The 25,942-nt window shown below is 54.5% G+C and carries 22 protein-coding genes; 2 read left to right on the forward strand and 20 right to left on the reverse strand.

Annotation, left to right across the window (positions count from 1 at the left end):
• Positions 1-3: 3 nt before the first annotated feature.
• From CWO84_RS03090 to nifE, 20 genes are all read right to left on the reverse strand, one after another.
• Entirely contained in the window at positions 4-948 is a 945-nt protein-coding gene (locus CWO84_RS03090; RefSeq protein ID WP_033157143.1) for a class I SAM-dependent methyltransferase, read from the reverse strand.
• A gap of 20 nt (positions 949-968) precedes the next feature.
• The gene (locus CWO84_RS03095; RefSeq protein WP_101051770.1) at positions 969-2,288 is read right to left on the reverse strand and encodes a lipopolysaccharide biosynthesis protein; all 1,320 of its coding nucleotides are present in this window, start codon (positions 2,286-2,288) and stop codon (positions 969-971) included.
• A 10-nt stretch (positions 2,289-2,298) separates the two neighbouring features.
• Positions 2,299-3,543, reverse strand: a complete 1,245-nt coding sequence (locus tag CWO84_RS03100) for an O-antigen ligase family protein (RefSeq protein WP_240617949.1) — start codon at positions 3,541-3,543, stop codon at positions 2,299-2,301.
• Positions 3,544-3,552: 9 nt separating this feature from the next.
• Positions 3,553-5,907, reverse strand: a complete 2,355-nt coding sequence (locus CWO84_RS03105) for a polysaccharide biosynthesis tyrosine autokinase (protein WP_101051771.1) — start codon at positions 5,905-5,907, stop codon at positions 3,553-3,555.
• Positions 5,908-5,910: 3 nt separating this feature from the next.
• Entirely contained in the window at positions 5,911-7,011 is a 1,101-nt protein-coding gene (locus CWO84_RS03110) for a polysaccharide biosynthesis/export family protein (RefSeq protein WP_101051772.1), read from the reverse strand.
• 12 nt (positions 7,012-7,023) lie between these two features.
• Positions 7,024-8,445 (reverse strand): undecaprenyl-phosphate glucose phosphotransferase, encoded by a 1,422-nt coding sequence (locus CWO84_RS03115; protein ID WP_101051773.1) that lies wholly within the window; start codon positions 8,443-8,445, stop codon positions 7,024-7,026.
• Between the two features lie 226 nt (positions 8,446-8,671).
• Positions 8,672-12,124, reverse strand: coding sequence for a translocation/assembly module TamB domain-containing protein (locus CWO84_RS03120; RefSeq protein ID WP_101051774.1), 3,453 nt, complete (start codon positions 12,122-12,124; stop codon positions 8,672-8,674).
• On the reverse strand, positions 12,121-13,851 hold the full coding sequence (locus tag CWO84_RS03125; protein WP_101051775.1) for an autotransporter assembly complex family protein: 1,731 nt from the start codon (positions 13,849-13,851) through the stop codon (positions 12,121-12,123). Before CWO84_RS03125 ends, CWO84_RS03120 begins: the two co-directional genes overlap by 4 nt.
• 166 nt (positions 13,852-14,017) lie before the next feature.
• Positions 14,018-15,292 (reverse strand): (Fe-S)-binding protein, encoded by a 1,275-nt coding sequence (locus tag CWO84_RS03130; RefSeq protein ID WP_101051776.1) that lies wholly within the window; start codon positions 15,290-15,292, stop codon positions 14,018-14,020.
• Between the two features lies 1 nt (position 15,293).
• Positions 15,294-15,746 carry a hypothetical protein gene (locus tag CWO84_RS03135; protein ID WP_101051777.1) on the reverse strand — a complete coding sequence of 151 codons (453 nt, stop codon included), beginning with the start codon at positions 15,744-15,746 and terminating at the stop codon, positions 15,294-15,296.
• A gap of 3 nt (positions 15,747-15,749) precedes the next feature.
• Positions 15,750-16,712, reverse strand: coding sequence for a DUF364 domain-containing protein (locus CWO84_RS03140; protein ID WP_101051778.1), 963 nt, complete (start codon positions 16,710-16,712; stop codon positions 15,750-15,752).
• A gap of 9 nt (positions 16,713-16,721) precedes the next feature.
• The gene (locus CWO84_RS03145; RefSeq protein WP_101051779.1) at positions 16,722-17,102 is read right to left on the reverse strand and encodes a hypothetical protein; all 381 of its coding nucleotides are present in this window, start codon (positions 17,100-17,102) and stop codon (positions 16,722-16,724) included.
• Positions 17,099-17,605, reverse strand: a complete 507-nt coding sequence (locus tag CWO84_RS03150) for a hypothetical protein (RefSeq protein WP_101051780.1) — start codon at positions 17,603-17,605, stop codon at positions 17,099-17,101. The genes CWO84_RS03145 and CWO84_RS03150 overlap by 4 nt, the downstream gene beginning before the upstream one ends.
• 3 nt (positions 17,606-17,608) lie before the next feature.
• The gene (locus CWO84_RS03155; RefSeq protein ID WP_020484886.1) at positions 17,609-17,932 is read right to left on the reverse strand and encodes a (2Fe-2S) ferredoxin domain-containing protein; all 324 of its coding nucleotides are present in this window, start codon (positions 17,930-17,932) and stop codon (positions 17,609-17,611) included.
• An 826-nt stretch (positions 17,933-18,758) separates the two neighbouring features.
• Positions 18,759-19,076 carry a ferredoxin III, nif-specific gene (fdxB, locus tag CWO84_RS03170; protein WP_033157155.1) on the reverse strand — a complete coding sequence of 106 codons (318 nt, stop codon included), beginning with the start codon at positions 19,074-19,076 and terminating at the stop codon, positions 18,759-18,761.
• A 9-nt stretch (positions 19,077-19,085) separates the two neighbouring features.
• Positions 19,086-19,301, reverse strand: a complete 216-nt coding sequence (locus tag CWO84_RS03175) for a CCE_0567 family metalloprotein (protein WP_020484884.1) — start codon at positions 19,299-19,301, stop codon at positions 19,086-19,088.
• Positions 19,302-19,309: 8 nt separating this feature from the next.
• Entirely contained in the window at positions 19,310-19,783 is a 474-nt protein-coding gene (locus tag CWO84_RS03180; protein WP_033157156.1) for a NifX-associated nitrogen fixation protein, read from the reverse strand.
• Positions 19,784-20,155: 372 nt separating this feature from the next.
• Complete coding sequence (gene nifX / locus CWO84_RS03190; protein ID WP_084153311.1) at positions 20,156-20,587, reverse strand: nitrogen fixation protein NifX; 432 nt, start codon at positions 20,585-20,587, stop codon at positions 20,156-20,158.
• Positions 20,588-20,631: 44 nt separating this feature from the next.
• The gene (nifN, locus tag CWO84_RS03195) at positions 20,632-22,029 is read right to left on the reverse strand and encodes a nitrogenase iron-molybdenum cofactor biosynthesis protein NifN (protein ID WP_033157158.1); all 1,398 of its coding nucleotides are present in this window, start codon (positions 22,027-22,029) and stop codon (positions 20,632-20,634) included.
• Position 22,030: 1 nt separating this feature from the next.
• Positions 22,031-23,473 (reverse strand): nitrogenase iron-molybdenum cofactor biosynthesis protein NifE, encoded by a 1,443-nt coding sequence (nifE, locus tag CWO84_RS03200; RefSeq protein WP_033157159.1) that lies wholly within the window; start codon positions 23,471-23,473, stop codon positions 22,031-22,033.
• A gap of 264 nt (positions 23,474-23,737) precedes the next feature.
• Here nifE and CWO84_RS03205 point away from each other — a divergent pair, with 264 nt between their 5' ends.
• Both CWO84_RS03205 and CWO84_RS03210 read left to right on the forward strand, forming a co-directional pair.
• Entirely contained in the window at positions 23,738-24,922 is a 1,185-nt protein-coding gene (locus tag CWO84_RS03205) for an RNA-binding domain-containing protein (protein WP_033157160.1), read from the forward strand.
• Positions 24,919-25,905, forward strand: a complete 987-nt coding sequence (locus CWO84_RS03210) for an AAA family ATPase (RefSeq protein ID WP_033157161.1) — start codon at positions 24,919-24,921, stop codon at positions 25,903-25,905. The genes CWO84_RS03205 and CWO84_RS03210 overlap by 4 nt, the downstream gene beginning before the upstream one ends.
• Positions 25,906-25,942: the final 37 nt, after the last annotated feature.

Raw genomic sequence — 25,942 nt, forward strand, 5'->3', positions numbered from 1 at the left:
GGCTTATTGCTTCACCGCGTACACGTTCAGGTAAATGCCCAAACCCAAGGTATCCATTAACGCCGCAAACGGTATCTGCGCATACTTAACCAAGGTGTCGGCCAGCTTGGCCAAGCTGCCGGTTAGACCCAAACGCCTGGATAGCGCGTTGTACTGAATCCGGGTGACTTGCTCGGTTTTAACCACGCGCAAGCCGTGACGCTCCAACAAACTTTTCAGACCTTTTTCGGTAAAGTAATTGACGTGTTCCGGCACCCACAGGCAGGCGTTCTCTTTGGTACCCAGCAGTTTGACCAAAAACGACGCATAGTTGGGCACCGCACAGGCCAGCACGCCGCCGCTCTCCAGCAGATCGGCCACTTTGGCAATAGTGCGGTCCGGTTCGAGTATGTGCTCCAACACTTGCGACATCACTACCACGCCAAATGCCTGTTCGGGCTGATACTGCTCGAACATGATCGGCAAGGGCTCGTCGCCGTTTAAATCCTGGAACACCCGATTTTCATACTGGCCGGGATTGATGCTGACGGTGCGATAACCCAGCAAGCGCAAGGCGCGGGTATAAAAGCCAAACCCGGAACCAATGTCCAAAGCCCGGTGGTTGCCGGATTTGTTCAACTGATCGGCTTGCAGCGCCATGCGCTTGGCATCCACGATGCAGTTAGGAAACGCCGCCTCGCGGCCCATCACTTCGTCCAGCGTGATCGCTTGCGTCAACGCCTGCCCGGAATATTGATAGATGGCTTGCAACCATTGCCGATGCGGCGGTTGATTCAAAAATCCGGTGCCACAGCAGGCGCAGCGGTAAATCCGGAAGGCTTTTCTGCTGGCGCTATCGGTATACAGATAGTCTTTTTGCCGCCAAAAACCGATTTTTTCCGCGCCGCAAGCTACGCAGGCGCGCAGCACTTCGCCATAGATTTCTGTTGTCATTGTTGCGTATGTCATCGTGTTCACCGTTATCACTTTTAAGCATCCGCCGCGAGCGGTTGTTGTCTCAATGTTTGAATCGTTCCAGACTTGGCGCGGCGGTCGGCTTGCCAAGGTTTTGCCAAGATTGCCAATACCACGGCTTCGATGCCGAAATAAACCGGATTGGCCCAGGCCGCGCCGGGCAAACCGTATTGGCTGACCAGCACGGGAATCGTCACCGCCGCCGCTACCGCGCCGCACAAGCGGCCTTTCAACAAAGTTTTGGTACGCTTATGCGCCAGCAGAGGTTGCGCCAGCGCCGTACCCAAGGCATGCAAAGCACAGCCCAGCGCCATCGCCGGCATTAAATCCACGGCGGCGTGATAGGATTTTGCCAAGACCAATGAAGCCACCCAATCCTTAGTCAGCAGTAACAGCAACAAACCGAACGCACCCAGGGCCGCGACACTGGTTATCCAGACCCATAAAATCGAAAAGGCCTTTTGCAATTGCTGTGCGGAGAAGGCCTGAAAATAGGCGGGCTGAAAGGTGCGCAGCAGCACCATCGCGCTGCGGTTAAAGGCCTCGTTGACAATCATGTAAGTCGCGGCATACAAACCGACGTCGGCAGCAGTCAGCAAATAACCGATCACATAACGATCGCCCAAACCGTTGATCCAGAAAATCAATTCCATCGGAATCAAAGGCAAGGCATAGACCCATACTTCACGGCGGAACGACCGGCTAGCGGTCGCTGGCGTCCGCACCGTGTTGCGACGCTTCACCACGATCCAAACCAGATTGGATAGCAAGCTGGCCAGGATGTAACCCAGCAACACCCATTCCGGATTGCCGCCCCACCACCAGACCAGCGCTATCGCCAAAGCGGGCCTCAACACGCTGTCAGTAGTTTGCCAAAGACTAGCCAGGCGCTGTTTACGCTCGCCTATCGCCAACTGTATGCCCAGTTCCCGCTGTACCGTCATCGCCAACAACACGCCGGCCAGCAAAAACAACACGCTGCTGACCTCGGCAAAATAACCGTAGGCAAAACCGCCCAGCACCAGTAAGCCAATGGCCAACATTGTGGCTTGCAGTGTCAAACCGGCGACGTCGGCATGCAAGCCGCTGCGCTGGCCGGCGGTTTCGCATTCCGTGACCATCCGCATGCCGGCGCAGATAAACGGGTAAGAAAACACCGCCACGCCCAACGCGACAAAGCCGTTCAACAAGGCCACTTGGCCGTAAACCGCCGGGCTGATCAGTTCGGTCAATAAGCGCGTACCCAGCAATAAGGCTAAGGCCGAGGCCGCCTGGCCGAACAAGGCCCAGAACGCATCGCCAAATAATTTGCTCTGTTTTAATACACCGAACATCGCAGATTTCCTAAGGTAAACGCGCGGAGTAATCGGTTCTGGGCGGCATGGGCTGAACCATTGCCCCGGCTTTAGCCGTGCAGCCCAGAACCATGCCCCACAGCATCATTAACAAGGCGTTCTGCGGAAAATACTCCCACATATTGAAAGTCAGACCGGCCGCGAAGATGAACATCGTCACCAAACCTTTGTTGGGGTGGACAGACATCCGTGTCGTGATCCATAAAAACGTCAGATAAGCCAACAAGCCGATCACGCCGTAGCCGTTCAACAAGAATAAATACAGGCTGTCGGAATCGAACTGGCCGGGAAAATACTCGGCACCGAACAACAGATTGACGGTGTTGGAGCTCAAACCCAAGCCCCAGCCGAACAACACATCCATAGGATCGTGCACATGATTGGCAAACACCCGTTGCCACAAGTCGATTCGGCCGTCCTGGGTGGGATCGGCATCGTCGCGGCCGCTCAATAGGGGACTGGAGGCCAAAATCAACGCGCCCACCGCCAAAATCGGCGCCGGCATCACTAAAGCCCAGCGATCGCGGGGCCGTAGTGCGGTATACACTTGAAAAAACACCACCAGCAAGGAACTGATAAACGCGGTACGGGAGCCGCTCAACAACGCTAAAAATACGCTCAGCGCTAACCAGCGGCGCATGCCCGGCACCAAGGCAAACACCAACGCGCAAGTCGCCATCGTCGCCCCGAACAAATTAGGACTGACGAAGGTGCCGAAAGGCCGACCGCCGCCCAACATCGATACGCCGAACAGCGGTGGCGCCCACAGAGCTTGGGCTAGGGCCAAACCAGTTTGCAACACCAGGTAATAGCGCAGGTAGCTGGCGAACTTGTACAACACGTAATCGCCGGCACCCAAACGACTGGTAACGAAACCGATCAAGGCTACCGGCAGATATTCGAACACCCGCAAGCCGGTCAGCGGCACGACTAGCGGCAAATCCAGATACAAGGCGTAGCCCACTTCAAACAACACATAGCTGCAAATCACGCCCAGAAACGCCAACACCGAACTGGTAAAAATTCCGTTACGCAAACGCGGCTCCAGCCAGGCATAAACGATCAGCACGCCCAATAAAGCCTCGCGCAGAATCCGCAAACCCATTTCCTGCTCGCCGTAGACTTCCTTGATACCGGCCCAAGCCGACTCAACCTGCGGCAACGAGGCCACCGTCGACGCACCAACCAGCGCAATCAACAACACCGGCAGATCTTTTTCCAGGCGGATTCTCATCGTTATTGTTTAAACCCGCTCGTCGCTTTCGGCGGGAACCGGCAACAGTTCCCTGTCCAACTGCTTACCCAGCCAATCGCCCACCGCTTGATATTTATCGCTCCAGCTGGATTCGTCCTTCGGTTCCTGATCCGCGCGTTGGTAGGCGTAACCGTAATACGGATAGTAAGACGAGCCTTCTTTCATATCGTTAATGATGAAACCGTTAGGTTTGATGCCCACTTGTTGGAAACGGCGGGCGCTGACTTCCAGTTCTTGCGCGGTATAGCGACCTTCTTTCACCACCAGGAAGGTGGCGTCGGCATGCTTGCCCAGAATCGCCGCGTCGGTGGCGCCCAGAATCGGTGGCGAGTCAATGACGATGTGGTTGTAAAAGCTTTTCAACTGCTCAAGGGTTTCCGACAGCTCGCCCAGCACCAGCAATTCCGCGGGATTCAGCACCATATTACCGCGCGGGATCAAATCGATACCTACATCCGGCAAGCTGACGATCACTTCGCCCAGCGTAGCCCGGCCTGACAACAAATCCGACAAACCCGGTTGCTTGCCTATCGAAAAGGTATCGTGTAAACGGCCGTTGCGCATGTCGGCGTCGATCACCAGCACCCGTTTCTTGATGCTAGCCAACAAGGCCGCCAAGTTAGAGCTAACAAAGGACTTGCCCATGCCTGGCGCCGGGCTGCTGACCATGATCACCTTGCTTTCATGCTGCGCCAACGTGGCTTCCAGGGTGGTGCGCAGACCGCGCAGCGACTCGACGGAAATATCCAATGGATCCTGAGAGACCAGAATACCGTTGTCTTTATCCTTACCCAGCAAGCGTCCCAATTTATGCTGCTTTTTGCTATGCGGAATTGCCGCAAACAAGGGCAATCCCACTTGATATTCCAGCAAGGCCGGATAGTTGTCGTGGCGTTGCAGGGAATGTCTGAGGAAAATCAAGGCCGAGCCCAAGCTCAAACCCAGCAAACCGGCAATCGCCAACAACAAGCTGGGTTTGGGCCAATAAGGCTTTTCCGGGGTGACCGCGAAATCGACGATGCGCGAATTGCCCAAGGAGCCGGCGGCTGCGATGCGTTGTTCCTGAGCACTGTTCAGCAGCGAGGTGTACAACTCGGTGTTGACCTGCACGTCGCGCGACAAACTCACCATGTTTTGCTGGGTTTTCGGTAAATCCTTGATGCGTTTTTCCAAAGCCGCCAGTTTGTTATTCACGCGCTTAATCTGGGCATTGGTGGAGATCATGTCCGGATGCTCGGCTTCCAAACGCTGGCTTTGTTCGTCGTATTTTTGTTTGAGTTGAATGCCCAGGGTTTCCATATCGGACGCCTGTTTCAACAGAATCTCGGCTTCGGCGGAAATATCCACCGCGCCGTGTTGCTGACGATAAGCGCTCAAACCCTGCTCGGCTTTTTCCAGACGCTCCTTGACGATGGGCAACTGGCTTTCCAGAAAACCCAGTTTTTGCGAGGCTTCCGCCGATTCCCAATTCACCGTGGCGTTCACGTAAATCGCCGCAATATCGTTCACCGACTTAGCCAGTTGCTCCGGGTCGCGGCCTTTCAATTCCACGCTCAGAATGTCGGTGTCTTTCGATACTTCCTTGACCGCAAAAGCTTTTTGCAGCGTTTCGATAGCCGACAGCGCGGTACGGCGGGTTAATTCAAAATGCGTACCCGGATGCGCTTCCAGGGTTTCGACTTTAATCGTCACCGGGATTTTCTCGCCGATCTCGGCGCTCAACACTTCACCGACCTGACCAGCCAGCAATTCGTCGCCGCGCGGGTCGAGCAGTTGAAAACGCCCGGCTTCCAACGCGATCAAGGTAAACTCTTTTTCCAGATAACGGTCTGGCACGCTGAACGCGGCGATTTTCAGCTTCTCGCCACCCCAAGCCCAGCGGCTGAATCCCCACCAGGCATCAGCTATGCCGTCATGCGCATCGTGCCGGCGAGCCAGGGTTTCGCCAATCAACGGAAAAAAGTAGGGCTCGGTTTCGATGGTCAAATTCAGGTTATCCACGACTTTACCCAACACCGAACGCGAACGCAAAATCTCCACTTCACGCTGCGCGCGCGGGCTTTCCGCTTCCGCCGGCGCTTGGTTGTTTTCGCTACGCAGCGTCGCGGAGAGCAATGCCTTGTTTTTATCGATCCGCAGCAAGGCATCGGCCTTGTAGGTGCGTGGCGCCAACACCAGATACACGGTGGTGACTAGCAACACCGAGCACAGCGCGATAAAAATGGTTTTGCGGCCTTCGATCAGCAAATCGACGTAGTCGCGAATACTGACGCTAGGCTCTGGCATTCTCGCCTGATTCAGCGGTTGCAAAACCGGGGTAGCTTCGTTTTGTGAGTAAATCATTTGTTACATCCCCATCATCGCGGCTTGCGACATGATTGCGGTAAACGAGCCGGGTAAAATTTGGTTCAGGACCCTAGACCATTGCGTGACACCGGCGGTACCGATGAACAACGTGTCGTGGGCTTGCAGCGGAAACTGGTCGGCCAGAATCATCGCATCGGGCGATTCTGCATCCAGTTGGAAAATTTCCGGCTGCATGTCGCCGGCGCGGATCACGTAGATGTCGCCGGGCCGCGAGGTATTGAAATCAACCCCGGACGCTTCGGCCAAGGCTTGCGACAAACTCATCCGGCCTTTGTTGATCTGGATGGCTTGCTGGCGGTTGGCCTCGCCCATCACGAACACTTTGCTGTCTTTTTGATCGCCGACATTCAGCACGTCGCCATCCTTCAATAGCAAGTTTTGAGTGGTCAAACCTTTTTCGTACATCGATTGCACATCCAGCTTGTAGAGTTTGCCGTCGCGGGCCAGCGCTACGTTGGCAAAATCGGAGTCCTTGGTCGAGCCGCCGGCGCGGGTGATGGCTTCAGCGACCGTCAATGGCGTTTCGTTCATGGTTTGCACGCCGGGACGCACGACTTCACCGACCACCGCTACGCGGTGCGCCTGGAAGGACAGCACGCGAATGTCGAGTTTGACCTTTTTGAAATATTTGGACAGCTCGCGCGTCAAATCCGCGCGGGCTTCGCTGACGGTTTTACCGGCCACGTGGATACTGCCGACGTAGGGGTAATACAAGTCGCCATTCTCATCCACCACTTTACCGGCTAGCTCCGGCATGATTTTCTCGCCGCCGGGATCGTTCAGTTCCGGATGCTCCCAAACGGTGATTTGTAATCTATCCTGCGGGCCAATGCGGTAGCTGGTTTTGTTGGGGTCCACCGGCGGCAAATTGTTAATGGCCTGGCGACGGTTCGCCTCCCGTTCGATAATCAAATCGGCGGTAATCGGCACAATGCGGACTTTCTCCTTGACCAATTGCCCGTCTTTTTTCATCGGCATCTCGATTTCGGTCAAACCATTATCGGTATTCATATCCATGCCTGGCGCCAGGAAACAACCGGGCAAGGTTAAGATCAGCATGATGGGAATCAATCTAAACATGTAAGCGTGTCCTTAGTAGGCGTTTTTATTGATAAAACCGGTCAGCACGGTGCGGAAGGCGATCTCCAAATCAAACCACAGCGACCAATGCTGGATGTAATACAAATCGTGTTCGATGCGACGGTTGAGGTCGGTGTCGCCGCGCCAGCCGTTGACTTGCGCCCAACCGGTGATGCCGGCTTTGACCATGTGTTTTTTCATGTAGTTGGGAACTTGGTCCTTGAACACTTCGACGAAATCCGGACGCTCGGGGCGTGGACCGACCAGCGACATATCGCCGCGTAACACATTGATCAATTGCGGCAGTTCGTCCAGGCTGGTTTTGCGCAGGAAAGCACCGAACGGGGTGGCGCGATTTTCGCCGGGCTTGGCCCACACCGCGCCGGTTTTGGCTTCGGCATCGACCGGCATCGAGCGGAACTTCAACATCGTGAACGAACGATTATTCCAACCCACGCGCTCCTGACGATAAAACACCGGGCCACGCGAACTCAGCTTCACACCCACCGCTAAAACCAACATCAGCGGGCTAATCAGCAGCAACAAAATCAAAGCCAAAAGTCGATCTTCGATTTCTTTGATATAACGATTGATGCCATGCAACGGCGATACTGAGAAATCCAGGGTCGGAATACCAGCCACAGTGTTCAAGCTCAGAAATTTGCTTTGTTTGAAGGCAAAACAGTCGATCACCAAGCGGATGCTGACCGGCAGATGGCGGAGTTGGTATTGGGCACGTTCGGTCAACGATTCGCCCTGATAAGCCACCCATACTTCGTCGATAGATTGAGCCGAGATGATGCCAGGCAGGTCTTCCAGTTTACCGAGACGCGGCAGTGCGAAATCATTAATTGAAGTTCTGTCATCGCCCCTGTCGTCAACATAACCGACCACTTGCAGGCCAGCCCAGGACGAATGATTCAACTGCCGCGCCACCGCCACCGCCATTTGATTCAAACCGACCATGACGATACGACCCTGCGACCAACCACGAGCCCTTAAGAAACGCAGCACTTGCGACAAACCCCCGCGCGCCACCAATACAAAAGCCAAACCCAGCACACCCCAAGAGGCGATCCAGCGATAACTGGAACCGAACCAAAAATGTAATCTGATTAAGGCGACGATGGACACCACCGCCACTAACGCCGAGATCCAGGCTCTGACGATACGGGCAATTTCGCCGCGCATCGCATCGTTACGCCAAGGCCGATAGACCTGACCAATTTCGAAGAAGATGATGGCACCAAGTATGCCCAGCGCAATGACGATTCGATAATCCTGATCGACAACGTACTCGCGTAACCAGAAATAGTGTGTCACCCAAGCGGCAGCAAACAACATGGCGACGTCGATGACGCGCAGCAACAGAATGACCGTGTGACCGTACTGTTTAAAAAGCCCGTTGAAAATATTTCCCAAACCGAGTGGCATGATGGCTTAACCCCTATATCGTCTTGATCCAATGACTAAGGGTCACCGTCCCTGGAAACCCAACCTGATGCGAACGGGTTGTTAATCCCTATTCGCTTGGGTAGTAGATTACCGAGACAAGATGAGAGAAAGCCTGAGGGTTTAATTAAGAATGTATTAGGAAAGGCTTAACTTTGGATGAAAGGGATTTTAAGCGAATGAATTATGCCCATTGAGGCAGCGAGCTTTAGTCAGTGTCAAACTCATAATTGACTTTGACCCGCTGCGATGTGCCGGTTTGGGTTTCCAGATTGATGCTGTCGGTGAGTTTGTATTTCAGGACCAGCAGCGCCTGCTTACTAAATAATCCCAGTTTAGTACCCACATAGGTATTAGCCGTCAGATACTGCCCTGCAGTGACCAGCGTATCGGCAAACGACTTGCCTTGCTGCACTTCAAACTCCTCTATACCCAGTTTATCGGTCAGCCACGACAACCGCCCCGCGCCATAGGATAGAGCGGCGCTCGCGATCATATTGCCTTCATCCTTACCGGCTTGGTTCAGCGAAGCCCCGGTTATCAAATACGCCAGCGCATCGGACTCCGGCAGGCTGGGCTCGGTATAAATTTTGGTCTGCGGCGCAGTGGCCGATCCGCTGACCTGCAACACGGCCGTCACCTTCTGATCCTTGGAAACCCGATAGGCTTCGACGTCCAGCCACGGGCGATCAATCGGGCCGTTGAATAAAAACCAGCCCTTACGCAACTTCAGGTCTTGTCCATAACTTCGGTAACGGCCGTCAGCCATATCGATGGCGCCATGCAAGGCAAGACGTCTATCAACTTTCAGAAATTGCAGTTGCCCGGTCAGTTTTGTATCCAAGCCAAGCCCGGAAAAACTGGCTTGCTGCCCCAATTGAATCTCCACGTCAGCGTCGATACCCGGTGGCGCTTCGATAGCCTGATCCGGGTCCGTTTTGCCGACGATCACCTCATCGCGACTGACCGCCACCGCACTGGCCGGCAGCTCTTTGATTTTAACCATGGCTTTGTCAATTCCCAACGCCCCGGTCACTTTGGCATCACCACGCGCCGAGCGGCCCAGCTTAAGATGCGGCGCGATGGTCACTTCGGCTTCAGGCAACTTAGCTACCTCAAAGTCATTACCCAGCACATCAAGATCGGCAGTGCCATCCAGGCCCAACAAACCATCGATGGCGAGCCGACCGCTGCCGGAACGAAGACTGCCGTGTACTTGAAGTTGCTGATCATCATTCACGGCATCGGCATGCAGCTGAATATCGGACAAAACAATACCCAGTTCATCAATTTGTAAGCGGCCATCCTCCAAACTCAGACGCCCCTGTGCAACTGGCTGAGGCAGCGAGCCCCCCAATTTTAGATCGGCGCCGAATCGCCCCTTAAGCCCGGACATATTAGGCACCAGACCTTGAAACAAACCAAGATCGTTGATTTTTGCGGCGAAGTTTCCGGTCAAGCCCTGTCCGGCACCTTGATCCAGTTGCAACTGAGCGCGGATAAAGTCGCTACCATCAGTCGCCAAATCAAGATCGGCAGTCAAGCGCTCGCCGGCGAGATTGCCGAACAGAACGGCCTTGCGAAACGGCACTACCAACCCGTTCTGCCCGACCGGCAGCGACACACCGGCTTCTGCCAGCGCCAGTCGATAGTCGCCCTGCAAACCGCTCCCGCGTTTGCGAACCTCGGCAGTCGCGGCTAAGCTGCCGAAAAGTTGCCAATGCGCCGGCAGATAAGCGCTTAGCAAATCCAACGGATAGTCGCTGACCTGCCCCTGACCGCTCAGATCGCCATTTGCCAGGTAGTCGCCCTGCAAACAGATTAAGGCGCGTGCCTGCGTCAGACAGGTATCAGCCAAGCGCACATCGGCACCGGCAGGCCGCTGGTCTATCGTCAAGGCGGCCGCTTGTCGCAATTCCCAGGCACCGAGTCGAGGGACTTGCAAGGATAAAGCCTGCAACGCCCCTTGCCAGCGCGGTGCTTGCCAGCGGCCGGCCAGCGCTAGCGCCAATTGCCCCTGCGGCGCACGGACATCCAGGCTAACGCTGTGTTTTGCTGAACTGCCGCTGGCAGCTATCGCCACGCTATCGATCTTGTCGTGACCGCTAAGCACATGTTGGGCATGCATTTGTAGCCGGCTATGGGCGTTTGGCTGAAAATCCAAGGTCAGATCAAATGCGCCGACTTGCTGTTGCGCATAGCCAAGCCCCGCAGCCTGCGCCGTCAACTCAATATCCGGCAAATGCCAATCGCCGCGCAGAAGACCGTTAACATGCGCTTTGCCGCGCAGACCGGGCCACAAACCGGCTAAAGCCGGCGTATGCAAATCAAAGCGAAGCGCGGATTCAGCCGGACCCAAACGGCCATCAGCGTGTAACCGATTGGCACCTGACGACAGTTGTAACTGATCGACCGCCACAACCTGCCCGTCCAGCGCAAATTTTCCCCCACCGCTCAACGGCTTGCCGAGCAATTGACCATCCAGCCTATGCAGTTGCGCCTTAAACTGCGGCGCGCCCGTGTTCAAATTTCCCTCGACATCCCCATCAAGCGATAAGCGCCCCGGCAAATCCGGCACCAATACCGCCGGGTTAAAATCTCTGGCGTGCGCGTGCAAAGCAAATTCGACGGCGTCCTGCCAGGCAATCGCGCCGTCGACAGCCAAGCTGCCTGCCTTGGACGCCACCAGGAATCGTTGGAGTTTGGCAGACGTCGGCGTACCGTCCATCGCCAGCTCCACGTGTGCATCCGGTAACTCGGCTCGCCGCACATCGGCGGTCAGCTTGGCCTGATAGGCTGAGAAATTACCCTGCAACGCCAGCGAACCCTGCGGACTTGTCAAATGCGGAAGATCGCCGACCAAGGGCCAGCGCGCATCGACCCAATCGCCTTGCAATGTAAAGCCGGGGGCTTGTAACAGCTCATCAATCTGACCGTGCAAGGTCGCAGCGAATGGTCCTGAAGCGTTGATGTCCAGTACCAAGCGCTTCAGATCGCCGCTGAATTTGCTCGCTGCCTGCCAGTTGCCATATTCGGCCGAACGCAACTGACACTTCGCGTTCAGCGCCAGTGGATAGCCGCCACCTAAGCCCAACCATCCATTTAGATCAAGCTGATAGTCCGCAGCCTCAGCGACCATATGGGTTAAATGCAAGCGGCCGCCTTCGGTGTTGGCAGACAAAGTGAGATTTGGGAGATCGTGACGTTGCCCGGACTGGATGAATGTAGCATCGTTAACCGTCAAACGATCCAAGCGCAGCGCCAGCGGCACGGGTAACGAGGCTTCCGGGTCAAAATGACTGCTGCTATCCGCCTGCTGAGTGCCCGGCTCCAGGGTCAATTCCAGGCCCTCGGTGGCGATCTCGTCGATCTGCAATGCGCCTTTCAACAAAGCAAGCGGAGACCAAGCCAGCGAGAGGTAGCGGAGTTTGAGTTGAGTGCCATCGGCATGGTACTGCACCCCTGCCAACTGCAAACGATGCAACAGGGTGCCGTCGATGTTGTTAATGCTGGTCTCGGTCGGCAATACTTGCTGAATCAGCCAGCGACTTCCCGACTGGCTGTTGGCCATAGCCAGCACGACCGCCAACAGCAGCAACAGCAAAGGCAGTACCAGTAGTAGCCTCCGCAGATACCTCCCAGGCCAGCGCCATAGGCTCATAAACGTGTCCCTGCGGCAAAATGGACTTGAAACGAGGAGTCGGCGGGTTGCAGGGGCACGGCAAAATCCAGGCGTACCAAACCAATCGGCGAGTACCAACGCACCCCCAAACCCACACCGGTCTTCACTTGAATGCCGTCCAAATTATAGGCATTGCCGGCATCGATAAAGGCGGCCGCCCCCCAATTGTCGAGTACCGAGTGTTCATATTCAACGCTGACCACACTCAAAAAACGCCCGCCCACTACCGCGCCCGTAGCGTCCTTAGGTCCCAGTTCTTTGTAACTGTAACCACGTATGCTGTTCATACCGCCGGCAAAATAACGATAAGTAGTGGGTAGCTTGTCGAAATTATCCACCAGCGTGGCGCCTTGCTCGCCACGCAGCACAATGCGTCCCACGTCGCCAACGGGGTGCATCCACACGCCCGCCACAGACCCTTGCAGCATACTGATATGGGACAGCGGGCTTTTGTAGCTGCCATCCACTGAGAACTCCAACCGATAGCCACGTGTCGGTCGAAGCGGATTGTCCGATACCGAACGCAACCAACTGCCGCCGGGTAACAGCAATAGCGTCGTGTCGGTCGTATTCGCCGCCGTATACTTCTCGTAACTGTAGTCGATGAACAATGTCTGCTTCCAGCCACTGGTGAATGCGTGCTTCAAGCGCGCCGATAATTTCCCTGCCCACGAGGTATAACTGGTCGTGTCTTCGCGTTTCACACCCGCACCAAAGCTCAAGGAGTCGTTGAGCGGATCATCCAGCGGTACGGTGTATTCAGCGCCGGCTGTAGCCAAGACCGGCGATAGATCCAGTTCGGCGTTGAAATAATGGCCCTGCGGATTGATCAAACGATTGAGATAAGTTCCACTGACCAAAGGCCCCTTATCGGTGTCGTATCCAAAACCCATCCCGTAATGATGGCGCTTGTTCGGATACAGACTCAGCATGACGGGCACCTGCCTATCGGCTATGCCGGCTAAATCCGGATGAATATCCACCGATTTGAAATAGCCGCTGTTGGACAGCGCATTGTGCGTATCGGCTAGCTTATGACTATCGTAATACTCGCCGGTTTTGACCTTGACCAACTTGGCAACAAACGCGGGATCAAGAACAGCCTGGTCAATCTTGACTTCGCCAAAATAAAGACGCGGCCCCGCATCGTAATGCAGCACAATATCGGCCCGATCTTGAGAAGGATCGACGCGCAATTGACTCGTGGCAAAGCGGCCTTGCAAGTAACCACGCTCTAAGGCCAATGCCTCGATTTGTTTTTTTAAGGCTTCATAATGCCCGTGATGCAGCGGGCTGCCTACTTTGGCGGATAACTTTTCCCGTAAGCTCGCGAATGCCGGATCGTCAACCGCTTCACCGAGAAATTGCAGGTCAATCGCGGTCACGCGCATCGGCTCGCCGGGCGTAATAACAAAGCGCGCCTGCCAGCAATCGGGCTTAATATCCAGATTTTTTTCTAGGCTGACGTGGTAGTGACCTAACGCGCGTAACGCATCGTCGATCTCCTGATCGGCCTTGAGGAACAGACTATTGATTTTCCAATCAGGCGCCTTGCAGTCCTGTTCACGCAAAGACAAGCTGATTTCAACATTCCTTAATAACTCACCGTCTATGCCCTGAATCAGGACATCGGCGGAAGCCTCTAACGTCTCAAAGAGGCCGACCAAAACCACCGCGTACAAGTGGAATCGATAGTTACCGGTCATCTTGGGTCATCGAAACAGGTCATAGGGAGCGCTGAAGAGGTTGCGCAGCCACTTTACCAGTGATCCAGCCCGCCTAGCAAACTGCAACCTGAGCAGTATCGACTAGGCGGTTGGCTACTCTACAGTGCCAAGATTGGCTATGAAGCCAAAGTATGAAGTGGTAAACCTATACCCTATCCGCCAACAAGCGGATAGGGTGCACTAGCTTGCGCGCGGTCTCGGCGCGTTCGGCGTTCAGGTAAAACGCACAGCTGAAATTACTGCTAACCACCACATCCGCACCGGAGCCTTCGATGGCCTGGCGCTTGGCGTTACGCAGTTGCTGGGCGTTGTCCGGGTGGCTGAGCATATAGCTGCCGCCGGCGCCGCAGCAGAGTTGATTATCCGGCAGGGCTTCGATATTTAAACCGGGGATTTTCCGCAGCAGCTCATGCACGGCACGGCCGTTTTTCAACACATTGCGCTGGCTGCACGGCTCGTGCACCGCCACATTCATATTGGACGCAGCAGGCTCCAAGTTCTTCGGCCAATGTTCCAATAAAAATTCGTTGATGTCCTGCAGGCGCTTGGCAAACCAACCGGCGGTTTCGCTATTATCGCCTTCGTACTCGCTCAACATCGCGCCGCAGCCACTGGCCACGTAGATCACCGCGTCCACTTCCAATTGGTAAAACGCTTCGATATTTTTCTCTTTCAAGGCTTGCGCGGAACAGCCGTTGTGCTGATGAATGGCGCCGCAGCAGCCTTGGCCTTCCGGCACCACCACTTCATAGCCTATGGTATTGAGTAGCTTGATTGCAGCCCGTTGCGTGGCGCGGTCAAAATGTTCGGCCAGGCAACCGGTAAATAAGGCTACTCGTCCGCGCTGCCGCTGCCGCCTGCCGACCGGATAAATCCCGGCCAAACTGCCTAGGGCCGGCTCGTTCAGCAAACTTTCGGCGGTAGCCAACTTTAATTTACGCAACAAGCCGCTGGCTCTAAGGGGTTTTCGCAGGCCGGAACGTAAATACAAAGACAGCAAGGGTAATAACATCCGCCGCCGGCGTTTGTGTTCGATAAAGTACATCGCCAACTTGGCTAACCAAGGGTGGGCCGCCGCCTCCTGCAATTTCGCTCGGGCCTGATCGAACAGCGCGCCGTAACGCATCCGGCTGGGACAGGCTGTTTCGCAAGCGCGGCATTGCAGGCAATTATCCAAATGGGCGCGCTCTTCGGCGCTAATCGGCGCCTCATCCACCAAGATTTTGCTGATGGTGCGGATGCGTTGCCGGGGCGTTTCGGCGTCGATTTCGAACAAACGAAAAGTCGGGCAGCTGCTGACACACATGCCGCAGCGCATGCATTCGCTGGCTTCCGGGATATACGGACCGTTGGGCGCAGGTGACTGTGAGCCGTTATCGCCCGTAAATTCGCCCATGCCAAAATCCATCATATCGAACATGTTAGCCCTCCATCATTTTGGTGTAAGCCCGGCGCAACAACTCCATTTCGGCTGGCGGCCGACCGCGTAACTCCGGCAAAGTGCGCATCTGGCAACCCAAGGCCTGCATCAAGCGGTGCGGCGGATCCAGCAGCTTGAAACGCGCCATATACACCGTGACGGTGCCTTTTGGGGTATCGACATATTCCTTAAAACCGGCTTCGGCATAGAGTAAGTCGTTATCAAACCCCAGCAGACGATTGATGGCGTTAACCAGCGTTGCCGGATGCACGGTGATTTTTCCGTCGTTTACCGTCGCATCTTCATCGAAGGCAACCGACAGCGGCGGCAAGGACTGCGGAAAGCACACGCTGCCGCCGGCCTGCTGGGCAAACAAGGTCAAAGCGCTGATATCGCCTTTGTACATCAATAATAATCGGTGGCTATTAAATGCCTCCGGTACTGCGTTGTTCATTGCTTAGCCAGGCGCACAATTGTCCCACAGCGATTTAAAGCTGCTATCCAAGCGCGACAGCCGGCTGTTGATTTGGTCCAACAACGAGTACTGCGGGAAGCGCGCCTTATTGCCGTCGCGATACCATTGCTCCATCGCTTCGGTAAGCTGGGTTCTTTCGTTAAAACAATCGGCGATTTGCTGCTTCAACCAGCTAATACTGCTTTGCGGGGCCAGTTCCGCCACGCGGTAGCGTAAGCCGTTATTAAAGATCCGCACGCCGCCGCCTTGGGCTGCAGTGTGATACAAAGCGTCCTGATCAACGATTTCCACCCCGGCCAGATAATCGATGCCAAATTCGTGCAACTGCGGCAGCCATGGCACGGTGGGCCCCATCAACACGGTTTTGGCGTGACTGGATAGCTCCACCAAGCGCGGAAAGGTTTTATTCGGAATACTGCTGGCGGTCAAAAACACCCAGTCGGCTTGCGGCAATAAAAACTCGCACGCGGAATCCGGCAGATCGGCGGCGGACGGTTGTCGCTCCAAAATGGTTAAATGCATTTTGTCTTGATAGCGTTCGATGCCCGGATAACGGCCGATCACCACCACGTTTTTGCCATTCAGCTGCGGCAAAAAATGCTCGAACACCGCCAGATTGGCGTGTTCGTCGTGACTGTCCAACACCAGCGAATCCGGTAAAGGCCGAGCGTTGATGCAACTGTTGATGGCTGCCATGGCAACCGTGGCTTTATACGGTTCCCATTCGGTAATCCAGGCGGCTAAATCCGTCACCGGTTTGCCCACCAAGGTGCCGGACCATGGCAAGGTGCGCGTGTTATGCCCCGGACTCATCGCTAAGCCGGCGGTCGCCCGGCCCTGACTTTGGCACACGGTCCAGACCAAACCGATCATCAGGTTGTCCACCACGGCATCGCTGCTGCAATAGTCCAGCAGCAGTTCGTACAAGCGTTTTGGGTTAGCCATTGCCCCCCCTTATTGCGGGATGTCTAGCAATTTTGCTTCGGTTTTGATGTTGTCTTGCTGGCCCCAGGCATTAATGGCCTCGACGAACCATTGTTTTTTGGTCGGGTGCGGCTGCACAACATCGTATTCGGCATAAAAACTGCCGTCGCCATGAAATTTAATCTGACCGATGCGCTGCTTACCGGCACTGTACCAGTAACCCACCAGATCCTGGGTTTGAGTAAACGGGTCGGTCACCAGACTAAATTCGGCGCTATCGAATTTCGGCAAACTGAGTTCGGTTTGCAGCGGAAAGCCCAGCTTGACGATATTTTCTATAATGCGTTGGCAAACCGTCTCGCCGAAAGCCCGCCGTGCCGCCACCTGCTCGGCAACCCGTTCGCTAGTCATGCGGCATCCTCCAGCACGGCGTCGGCCAAATCCATAATCACCGAAGCGCCGGAACGGTCTTCCGGATCGAGCGCGCGCATCAATACCAGAATGGACTGGGCTTCCGCATCCAATTGCCGCCGCAGTTTGATAAAGGCTAGCGCTTTTAAACTGTAGAGATAAAACAGCGCGACTTCGCTGGCGTACATATCCCACTGCGCCAATTCCCGGCCCAATTGCCGATAGTCGGCTGGAAAGCCGCCCTGCCGGGCCGCTTCGTTTAGCGCCGCCATCACTTCCAGCTCGGCTTCCAGCAAACGGCCTTGGTAAAAATAGAATTTATACAAGGCAAAATAGGTTTGCAGACAAGCACTATCCAAGGCCTGCGCCTGTCTGAAATATTTTTCCGCCAAGGGCTTGTCCGCATGACTGGCCGCTACCGCCATCTGCAACAGTTTATTCACCTCTTCCGGCACATCCGGACTGAATAACACCCGTTCTTCAAAAAAGCCGAGCTGACTCATGGATTACCAAACCTCGGCGGGCGCAACCAACGCGGCGACCGGCTCGCCACCCAACAAATGCTGATCGATGATGGTTTTGACATCATCCTTGGTGACTTTGCCGTACATCACCCCTTCCGGATAGACCAATACGCTGGGCCCCAGCATGCACGGGCCCATGCAACCGGTGTTGGTCAGGCCGATTTTCTCGAACAGGTTGCGGGCCTGAATTTGATTCATGAACTCGTTCATCACCTCGGCACAACCACTGGCGGTACAGGAGCCGCGCGGATGGCCTTGCGGACGGGCTTGAGTGCAGACGAATACGTGTTTATCGGGACGAGGCATAGTGGGATTCCTTATGGTTTAACTAAAAATAAGGTGTCGCTATCGCGACGAATTCATTGATGTCGGTTCTCGGACCGACAACCGAGACACTTTCTTTTGCTCCGCCAAAAGAAAGTATCCAAAGAAAAGGCGGCCCGAATGCCGCTTGTTCCCTGCGCTCCTCGCTTTTGAACGGGGTTGCCGAAAGGGGCTCCCTGCCCCTTCGGCAACGCGCCGCATCCCTGCGGCGCCCCTGCGGGCTGCTCACTCGGCACATCCATGTGCCTCGCCCTTCGGGTGCTGCGCATGCAAATCGGCTATCCTGCCGATTTGTCCGTTCAAAAGCTCCGGTGCTCGGCGCGGCATACGGGAGACGACCGTTCTACTCTCGATGCTCCTAGATTTACATCCAGCACCAGAAAACTAAAAAGGGCTTTTACAAAGCATTGTGAACCTAAAACAGCTGGCGACAGCTCACCCCCGAATTAACTCCAATAACTTAGCAATTCCGGGACAAGCCAGATCCCCTATGCCGCGCCGAGCACCGCAGCGTTTATCGAGAATTGCCCGAAGGGGCACCGCAGGGATGCGGTGCGTCGGCGGAGGGGCTGGGATGCCCCTTCTGCCGACCCTCGATAAACGCTGCGGCGCGCAGGATTAAAGCGGCATCGGGGTGGCCTTTTCTTTGGATACTTTCTTTTGGCCATGCAAAAGAAAGTATCTCGGCTGTCGGGCCGAGACCCGACTTCAAAACCAGCCGTCGCGCCAGCGACACATTGCTTAAAATCCGCGTGGGCACAAAAACCGTGCCCACCCTACGATAAGCCGAAACTTAAAAGCTAAAAAATCAAGCCGCCGCCTTATGCTCATGCGTAAAACAATCCTTAGGACACACCTTGGAACATGCCTCGCAACCAATACAGTCAGCAGCATTTTTCAAGCTCATCACCATGCTGTTATCGTCATCGTCCTCAAAGTCGCCGTAATCGTCGCCAAAATCTTCGGCTGATAAGGCTTCGTCTTTTTCGACCAAATCAAATACGTCGCGCGGACAAACCTTGAAACAACGGCCGCAACCGATACAAGTACGCTGATTAATGTCGGTAACGTAAGACGGTGTCCAAACGGTGCCGCCAAAGGTCACGCCGGTTACAAATTCGCTCATGATCGTCTCCTAAGCCGTTTCTTTGCTGGCAGCCAAGAACTTCTTGTTGGCATCATCCCAGGCTTTGCAGGCGTCGTAAGTGGCTTGCGCAATGCCCATCAGTTCGCCATAGGCATCCGGCAATCTGTCTTCGATCAAATCGTGCAATACCGAGGCAGCCTCACTAGCAATACGCTTGGCTTTTTTTACGTCTTTTTCCAATACTTTCAGTTCTTCGTCGCTCATCGCACACCTCAAGCTTCGGCTACTTCTCTATAGGTTGTGATCAAACCCAGCGCTTTCTCAATGGTTGCATCGGTTTTGGCCGCCAAATCTTCCAGGCTGGGGAAACCGAAACGGTGCACATCGCGCAAGACTTTATCCACCACGATCAATTTACCGACCAATACCAAAGCCCGGCCGAAACCTTCGTGGGTGATGTTGATCACCGGCACGGCCATCAAGCCGCCTTTCTTTTCGATCAACGACGCAATGGAGTTGTAATAGGCTTTGACGCGCGCCAAGGTAATTTCATCCGGGTCGCCGATAATCGGTATCTCGCGTTTGCGTTCTTTGGTCATCACCAAAGGATCGATGATCTTTTCTTCCGACCAGCCTTCGTAGGTGTCGTAGGTATCGAGTGCGCGCAGTTGTTTGACCATCTCGACGACGATTTCCGAGTTCATGAACGGGTCGCCTGCTTCGACGACTAATGCGGGTTGGGCCATGGTGGTTCTCCTTTGGGTTTTTGTTTAGTTAGGTTTATGGCCTAACTGAAAAATATTCATTTGGGTGTCGCTAACGCGACGACTGTTTTAATGTCGGTTCTCGCACCGACAGGCGAGATACTTTTCTTTGCTTGTCCAAAGAAAAGTATCCAAAAGAAAAGACACCCGGATGCCGCTTATTCCCTGCGCTCCGAAGCTTTTGAACAGGGTTGCCGAAAGGGGATTCCTGCCCCTTCGGCAACGCGCCGCATCCCTGCGGCGCCCCTACCGGGCCGATCCGTTCAAAAGCTCCGGTGCTCGGCGCGGCATGCGGGGCAAAACCATTCCGACGCGCCAAGGCTTTTAACTATTTACGAGCTACCCCAACCCAATCTATTCATCCCACCCCTCCTCTTCCATCGCGTTAAACCGCTCCGGATTGGGGCCTTTGTGTAGGTTGATGGCTTTGGCCAACCAACTGGATGGCCCAGCTTTCATTTCGGCTTGCAAATCCGCGATCAGATCCTTGACGGTGCTGCCTTCGTGGACTTTGACCGGCTGAATGCCTTGCGCGACGATTTGTTTCACTGCAGAGGCACCAATCGCCAGGCAATACACGGCCGCGCAGCCTTCCAGCAACTGAATCTTCACCGACAACTTGTCTTCGTTACCGTCCTGCGCGAGTTCGCCAAATTGCGCAGCTTCCATGAATTCGAACTGTTCCGGATCCACCGCGTAGACAGCAAACGATTTGGCTGAGCCAAAATGCTGATCAACGTGCACCATGTCGGTAGTGGCAAAAGCGACTTTAATAGCGGTTTCCATAGGCATCCTCTGTTCGTGGGTATGCAAAACGTGCATGCGGCGGGCTAATGACATGACGGCGAGCACGCTTGACGTTCGGATTCGGGTTTTTGCGCATACGGCGAGTAGTAAGGCTCGATCTCCTCGTGGGCAAAGTTGATCACCAAATTGGCTAAATCAAACAAGGTTTGCCGAGTGCCGCGATAGCCTATCCAGGTTTTCTGATAACCGCCGATGATGTCGTACAACGGAAAACCGATACGCAGAATCGGTATGCCCAAGCGTTCGGCGCTAGCCACGGCATGCGAGTTACCGATCAGCAATTGCGCCTTGCGTTCTTTAGCCATAACTTCCAAATCTTCCAGGTCGCCGATCTTGATGCTGTCCACCGGTGCCGTCGCCAGCACTGGTGTATTTCCGGCACAAATCGCGGTCACCACTTCCGCACCCATGCCTTGTACCAGATGAATCAAAGCATTGAGTTGATCTGGATCAGCTGCGATCGCCACCCGCAGTTGGCCGAGCATGAAATGGGTATCGAGCATTGCGTCCTGCAATTGCGCGCGCTGCCGTTCAATCTTTTGCGGCACCGGCATTTCGCTGATGTCGGCCAAGGTTGTAATCAAGGCGTCGTTAGCCTGCAAGCCATAAAGATGGTCAAAATAGAAACTGGGGACACCGGTTTTTTCCTGCAACAGTTCGCCGGATTTACGCAGAGAGGCGCCGATTATCAAGCTGGCTTTAGCTTCACCCAAGGTCGCCAACTCCGACACTGGCGTACCGCCGATGGTGACTGGCGAAAAATCGTCGTCTGTCAAGCTGCCGTCCAGCGAATCGGACAAGTCCGGCACCAGCACCGGGCGTAAATTGAATTGTTCGATCAAATCGCGCAAAGCTTCCAGATCGCCGGGCGTCAACATGGGGCTAACCAGACAATTGACCTGACGCTGACGATTGCCAGGCTTGGTCCCTGCGGTTTCCGCGTCCGGCACCAGAGCTTTGATAATTTCGTAAATCGTCGCCGCATAGCCGGTTTCCACACAGCCGGTGAAATCGGGCGTATTTACTGCGACCACCGCCACGTGGGCATATTCCGGATAACGGTCGCGAAACTCGCGAACATTACGGTGCACGTCACAGCCTTGAGTTTCCGCCAAACCGGTGGTCAGTACCGCAATCAGAGCCGGGTTGGATTTTTCGGCAATCGCTTTGATGCCTTCGATGACATTTTCGTCGGCACCCAACACGGAGCTGGCTTGATCCATGGCAGTGGTTTGCAGCGGAATCGGCTCTCGGAAATGCCGCACGAAAAACACCTTGGCAAACGCCGTGCACCCTTGCGAGCCGTGCAGCATCGGAATCGCCCGGTCAAAACCCAGGCAGGCCAAGGAACCGCCGGTAGGTTGACTGGCCTTTAGCGGATTGACCGACAGGGCTTTATTGCGTTTGACGATGTCGGCCATGCTATGCCGCCTGAGCCGCTAAAGGCTCTGCTGGCGCCTCGATAGTGGCCGATTTTTTCAGGCCTCCGGTGCGCCAGGGCGGTGTCGCCCGCACAGCTTCCCAAACCGGGCTTTCCAAAGTCAAAGCCAATTGCCGGACCAGTTCCAGCATGCCTTGATAACCTTCGTAACCGAACTCGCGCTCTTGATTGATGTCCAGGAACGGAATCCGCGCTTTCAACGCGGTGTACATATTCCGGCCGCCGGCGATCAGAATGTCGGCTTTGTAGTCGGCAACGACTTTTAACAAGGCTTTCGGGCTGCCGTCTTCGATCATCAGCGTGTCTTCGCCCATCAGTTCGCGAATCCGCGCTTTGTCTTCTTCAGTAGATTTCTTGGTGCCGGTAGCCACCACCACCATACCCAAATCCTGCAGTGCCGAGATCACCGACCAGCTTTTCACGCCGCCGGTAAACAACAATACCCGCTTGCCTTTTAGCCTTTCTCGCCAGGGCGCTAGCGCTTCGCGGATGCGGTTTTCCTCGCGGGCAATGATGGCTTCGGTGCGTTCGATTAAATCAGGATCGTTAATCACTCGGGCGAAGTCGCGCAAAGCCTGGCTGGTATCGGTAATGCCGTAAAAACTGCCTTCGAACCACGGCGTGCCATAGCTTTGTTGTAGTTTGCGGGCCACGTTGACCATGGCCTTAGAGCACACCATCATATTGACTTCGGCTTTATGCATGGTTTGTACTTCGCGGAAGCGGGCGTCGCCGGACAAGGTACACAATACGCGCAAGCCCATTTCGTCGAGCAGCGGTAGCACGTGCCAAAACTCGCCGGCGATGTTGTATTCGCCCACCAGATTCACGTCATGTACCTTGATACCCGGGCGCTCGGTGCCGGGCGGCAACGGATCAGGATCGCGGGTGCCGATCACGTGATTGACCATTGCGTCGCCGGCGATGCGGTTACCCAGGTTTTTGGTGCCGTAGAAGCCGGCGCAATCAATAGGTACGACCGGCACGCCCCAGCGTTCGGCGGCGGATTTGCAAGTCGCGTTGATGTCGTCGCCCACCAGAGCCGGTACGCAAGTGTTGTAGATAAACACCGCCGGCGGATTGTAGGTTTCGATGGCTTGTTTGATCGCATGGAACAGGCGTTTTTCGCTACGCCCCATCACCACGTCTTGTTCGGTCAAATCAGTGGTCATACCGATTCGGTATAATTCCGAGCCGGAAGAACGGGTGCCGCGGTTGTCCCAGGAGCTGCCGGCACAGGCGATAGGACCGTGGACGATATGAGCCACATCGGCGATCGGCAGCAACGCAATCTGAGCGCCGTCGAAAGCGCAGCCGCCCGCCGCCGAACCGGGCTTGGGTTTTGCGCAGCCGGACTTTTCCTTCTTGTTATGCTCGCAAGCCGGTTCGTCCAGCAGTTCCGCAATATCTTTGGTCGATTTCATGGCATCACACCTCGCTTTTTGTTAACAACAAAGCAACCGGTGTGCCATTTGATAAGACACTGATTTCTATCTGGTTTTGTTGAATTTAAATTGTAGCAAACACGACAAACCGGAGCTTACGGAGGAATGATGACTACAATCAGCACGGAGAGGACGACCAATATCGCCAATTGCTGTTGTTATTAGCTTGCTGGTCGTTCGGTTAACTTGCCATAATCGACCGATCATCTAACTATTACGGCTCTACTGACCTTGTATCTCCTTATGTTGACCGAAAGCCACCTACGTGATTTGTTACTGAAACTAGAAGCCGACAACATCGAAAGAACTGAGTCGATCAATAAAACCGACAAGTTTTGCGAAGCGATATGCGCTTTCGCCAATAACTTACCCAATCACAAACAACCCGGTTACTTACTAATTGGCGTTAAAGACGATGGCACACTCGCCGGCTTGACTGTCAATGATGAATTATTGAAGAATCTCGGCGGCATCAGATCCGATGGCAACGTTCTACCGCAACCCCCCATGACCGTCAGCAAGTTTTCCTTTGCCGACGGCGACATCGCAGTCGTCGAAGTCACGGCGTCCGATCTGCCGCCGGTACGCTACAAAGGCCGGGTATGGATCAGGGTCGGCCCACGCAAAGCTATTGCCACCGAACAAGAAGAACGCATACTCAGCGAACGCAGAGTCGCCATGGCTCGCTCGTTCGACGCTCGCCCCTGTCCGGAATCAACAATCAGTGATCTGGCTCTAGGACAATTCGACGCTTATCGGCGCGAAGCGGTCGATTCAGAAACCATCGCAGCCAACCATCGACCCATCGAACAACAATTAGCCTCTTTTCGGCTTTACGATCCGGAGCGACAACGTCCTTCTCATGCCGGCATTTTGTTATTTGGCAAAAACCCGCGTTTTTTCCTGCCGGGGGCATATGTCCAATATCTCAAGGTTCCCAACACTACGCTTACCGAACTGCCTGATGATCAGGCTGAAATTTCCGGCGATCTTCATTCAGTACTGCGCGAATTGGAGGTCAGGCTAAAAAGCATTATCCAGACCAGCATGCGCCCAACCAGCTTACTTGCCGAGAAACTACTCCCGGATTATCCTGAATGGGCCTTAAGGGAATTGTTGATGAATGCAGTGATGCATCGCAACTACGACAGCAATACGCCAATTCGCTTTTATATGTTCAGTGATCACATCGAAATTCATAGCCCGGGCGGTTTGTATGGAGAAGCAACGCCGGAAAACTTCCCAACGCGCAATAGTTATCGGAATCCGATTATTGCCGAGGCAATGAAATCGCTCGGTTTTGTAAACAGGTTCGGTTACGGCGTTCAAAGAGCGCAAGCCCTGTTAGCGCAGAACGGCAATCGTCCGGCCGAGTTCGTGTTCGATGAGCATACGGTACTAGTTAAGGTTTACCGGAGGCCGACATGAAGACAGTCGCTTTTTTTAACAACAAAGGCGGCGTAGGTAAAACATCCCTCGTTTATCATTTGGCTTGGATGTTTGCAGACCATGGCATTAAAACTCTGGCGGCTGATCTTGATCCCCAAGCCAACCTTACCAGTATGTTTCTGGATGAGAATAGGCTGGAGGAGCTTTGGCCGGATGCAGAACATCCCGACACTGTGTACGGATCAATTCGCCCCATTCTGCGAGGCATAGGTGATATTAACAAGCCACATGTAGAAATGATTACTGAACAACTTGGCCTTATAGCCGGTGATCTGGGCCTTTCAAGATTTGAGGATAAACTTTCCGATGCGTGGCCGCGCTGTCGTAACAACGATGAGTCGGCTTTTCGGTCCATGACGGCTTTTCATCGCTTGATTCAGCAAGGAGCGGACTGGGGAGCGGAAATAGCGTTCATAGATGTTGGCCCCAATTTGGGAGCGATCAACCGTTCAGCACTAATTGCTTCCGATCAAGTTTGCTTGCCTTTGGCTCCCGATCTCTTTTCTTTGCAAGGCCTCAAAAACCTCGGGCCCACTTTGCGAGAATGGCGAAGGGTGTGGAGTGAGATTCTTCCAACAGCACCTTCCGATCTATCAATGCCCAAAGGTTCTATGCAACCGATCGGTTATATCGTAATGCAACACAGTACGATGAGCACGCGCCCGGTGAAAGCCTATAAACGATGGATGGAACGTATTCCAGATGTTTATCGAACTGACGTATTGGATGAGCAAAGCGGTTCTGGACTTGTTGTGGAACAAGATCCATATTGTCTATCCATGCTCAAACACTACCGCAGCCTTATGCCCATGGCAATGGAAGCACGTAAACCGATCTTTTTTCTGAAATCCGCTGATGGTGCGATTGGCGCCCATATTGAAGCAGTTAGAAGTTGCTATGAAGATTTCGAGAAACTAGCAGCTAAAATTGCGGGTCAGGCTGGTGTAGGATTCCTCTGTTAGCTGAGCGGTTAATGCTCGAATTATAAACCCCTCATCA

The sequence above is a fragment of the Methylomonas sp. Kb3 genome, assembly GCF_002834115.1.
Lineage (GTDB): Bacteria > Pseudomonadota > Gammaproteobacteria > Methylococcales > Methylomonadaceae > Methylomonas > Methylomonas defluvii.

Bases quoted from the DNA above. Each gene is read 5' to 3' on its own strand.
- CWO84_RS03090 (WP_033157143.1), bottom strand. From the start codon at position 948: ATGACATACGCAACAATGACAACAGAAATCTATGGCGAAGTGCTGCGC.
- CWO84_RS03095 (WP_101051770.1), bottom strand. From the start codon at position 2,288: ATGTTCGGTGTATTAAAACAGAGCAAATTATTTGGCGATGCGTTCTGG.
- CWO84_RS03100 (WP_240617949.1), bottom strand. From the start codon at position 3,543: ATGAGAATCCGCCTGGAAAAAGATCTGCCGGTGTTGTTGATTGCGCTG.
- CWO84_RS03105 (WP_101051771.1), bottom strand. From the start codon at position 5,907: ATGATTTACTCACAAAACGAAGCTACCCCGGTTTTGCAACCGCTGAAT.
- CWO84_RS03110 (WP_101051772.1), bottom strand. From the start codon at position 7,011: ATGTTTAGATTGATTCCCATCATGCTGATCTTAACCTTGCCCGGTTGT.
- CWO84_RS03115 (WP_101051773.1), bottom strand. From the start codon at position 8,445: ATGCCACTCGGTTTGGGAAATATTTTCAACGGGCTTTTTAAACAGTAC.
- CWO84_RS03120 (WP_101051774.1), bottom strand. From the start codon at position 12,124: ATGAGCCTATGGCGCTGGCCTGGGAGGTATCTGCGGAGGCTACTACTG.
- CWO84_RS03125 (WP_101051775.1), bottom strand. From the start codon at position 13,851: ATGACCGGTAACTATCGATTCCACTTGTACGCGGTGGTTTTGGTCGGC.
- CWO84_RS03130 (WP_101051776.1), bottom strand. From the start codon at position 15,292: ATGTTCGATATGATGGATTTTGGCATGGGCGAATTTACGGGCGATAAC.
- CWO84_RS03135 (WP_101051777.1), bottom strand. From the start codon at position 15,746: ATGAACAACGCAGTACCGGAGGCATTTAATAGCCACCGATTATTATTG.
- CWO84_RS03140 (WP_101051778.1), bottom strand. From the start codon at position 16,712: ATGGCTAACCCAAAACGCTTGTACGAACTGCTGCTGGACTATTGCAGC.
- CWO84_RS03145 (WP_101051779.1), bottom strand. From the start codon at position 17,102: ATGACTAGCGAACGGGTTGCCGAGCAGGTGGCGGCACGGCGGGCTTTC.
- CWO84_RS03150 (WP_101051780.1), bottom strand. From the start codon at position 17,605: ATGAGTCAGCTCGGCTTTTTTGAAGAACGGGTGTTATTCAGTCCGGAT.
- CWO84_RS03155 (WP_020484886.1), bottom strand. From the start codon at position 17,932: ATGCCTCGTCCCGATAAACACGTATTCGTCTGCACTCAAGCCCGTCCG.
- fdxB (WP_033157155.1), bottom strand. From the start codon at position 19,076: ATGAGCGAATTTGTAACCGGCGTGACCTTTGGCGGCACCGTTTGGACA.
- CWO84_RS03175 (WP_020484884.1), bottom strand. From the start codon at position 19,301: ATGAGCGACGAAGAACTGAAAGTATTGGAAAAAGACGTAAAAAAAGCC.
- CWO84_RS03180 (WP_033157156.1), bottom strand. From the start codon at position 19,783: ATGGCCCAACCCGCATTAGTCGTCGAAGCAGGCGACCCGTTCATGAAC.
- nifX (WP_084153311.1), bottom strand. From the start codon at position 20,587: ATGGAAACCGCTATTAAAGTCGCTTTTGCCACTACCGACATGGTGCAC.
- nifN (WP_033157158.1), bottom strand. From the start codon at position 22,029: ATGGCCGACATCGTCAAACGCAATAAAGCCCTGTCGGTCAATCCGCTA.
- nifE (WP_033157159.1), bottom strand. From the start codon at position 23,473: ATGAAATCGACCAAAGATATTGCGGAACTGCTGGACGAACCGGCTTGC.
- CWO84_RS03205 (WP_033157160.1), top strand. From the start codon at position 23,738: ATGTTGACCGAAAGCCACCTACGTGATTTGTTACTGAAACTAGAAGCC.
- CWO84_RS03210 (WP_033157161.1), top strand. From the start codon at position 24,919: ATGAAGACAGTCGCTTTTTTTAACAACAAAGGCGGCGTAGGTAAAACA.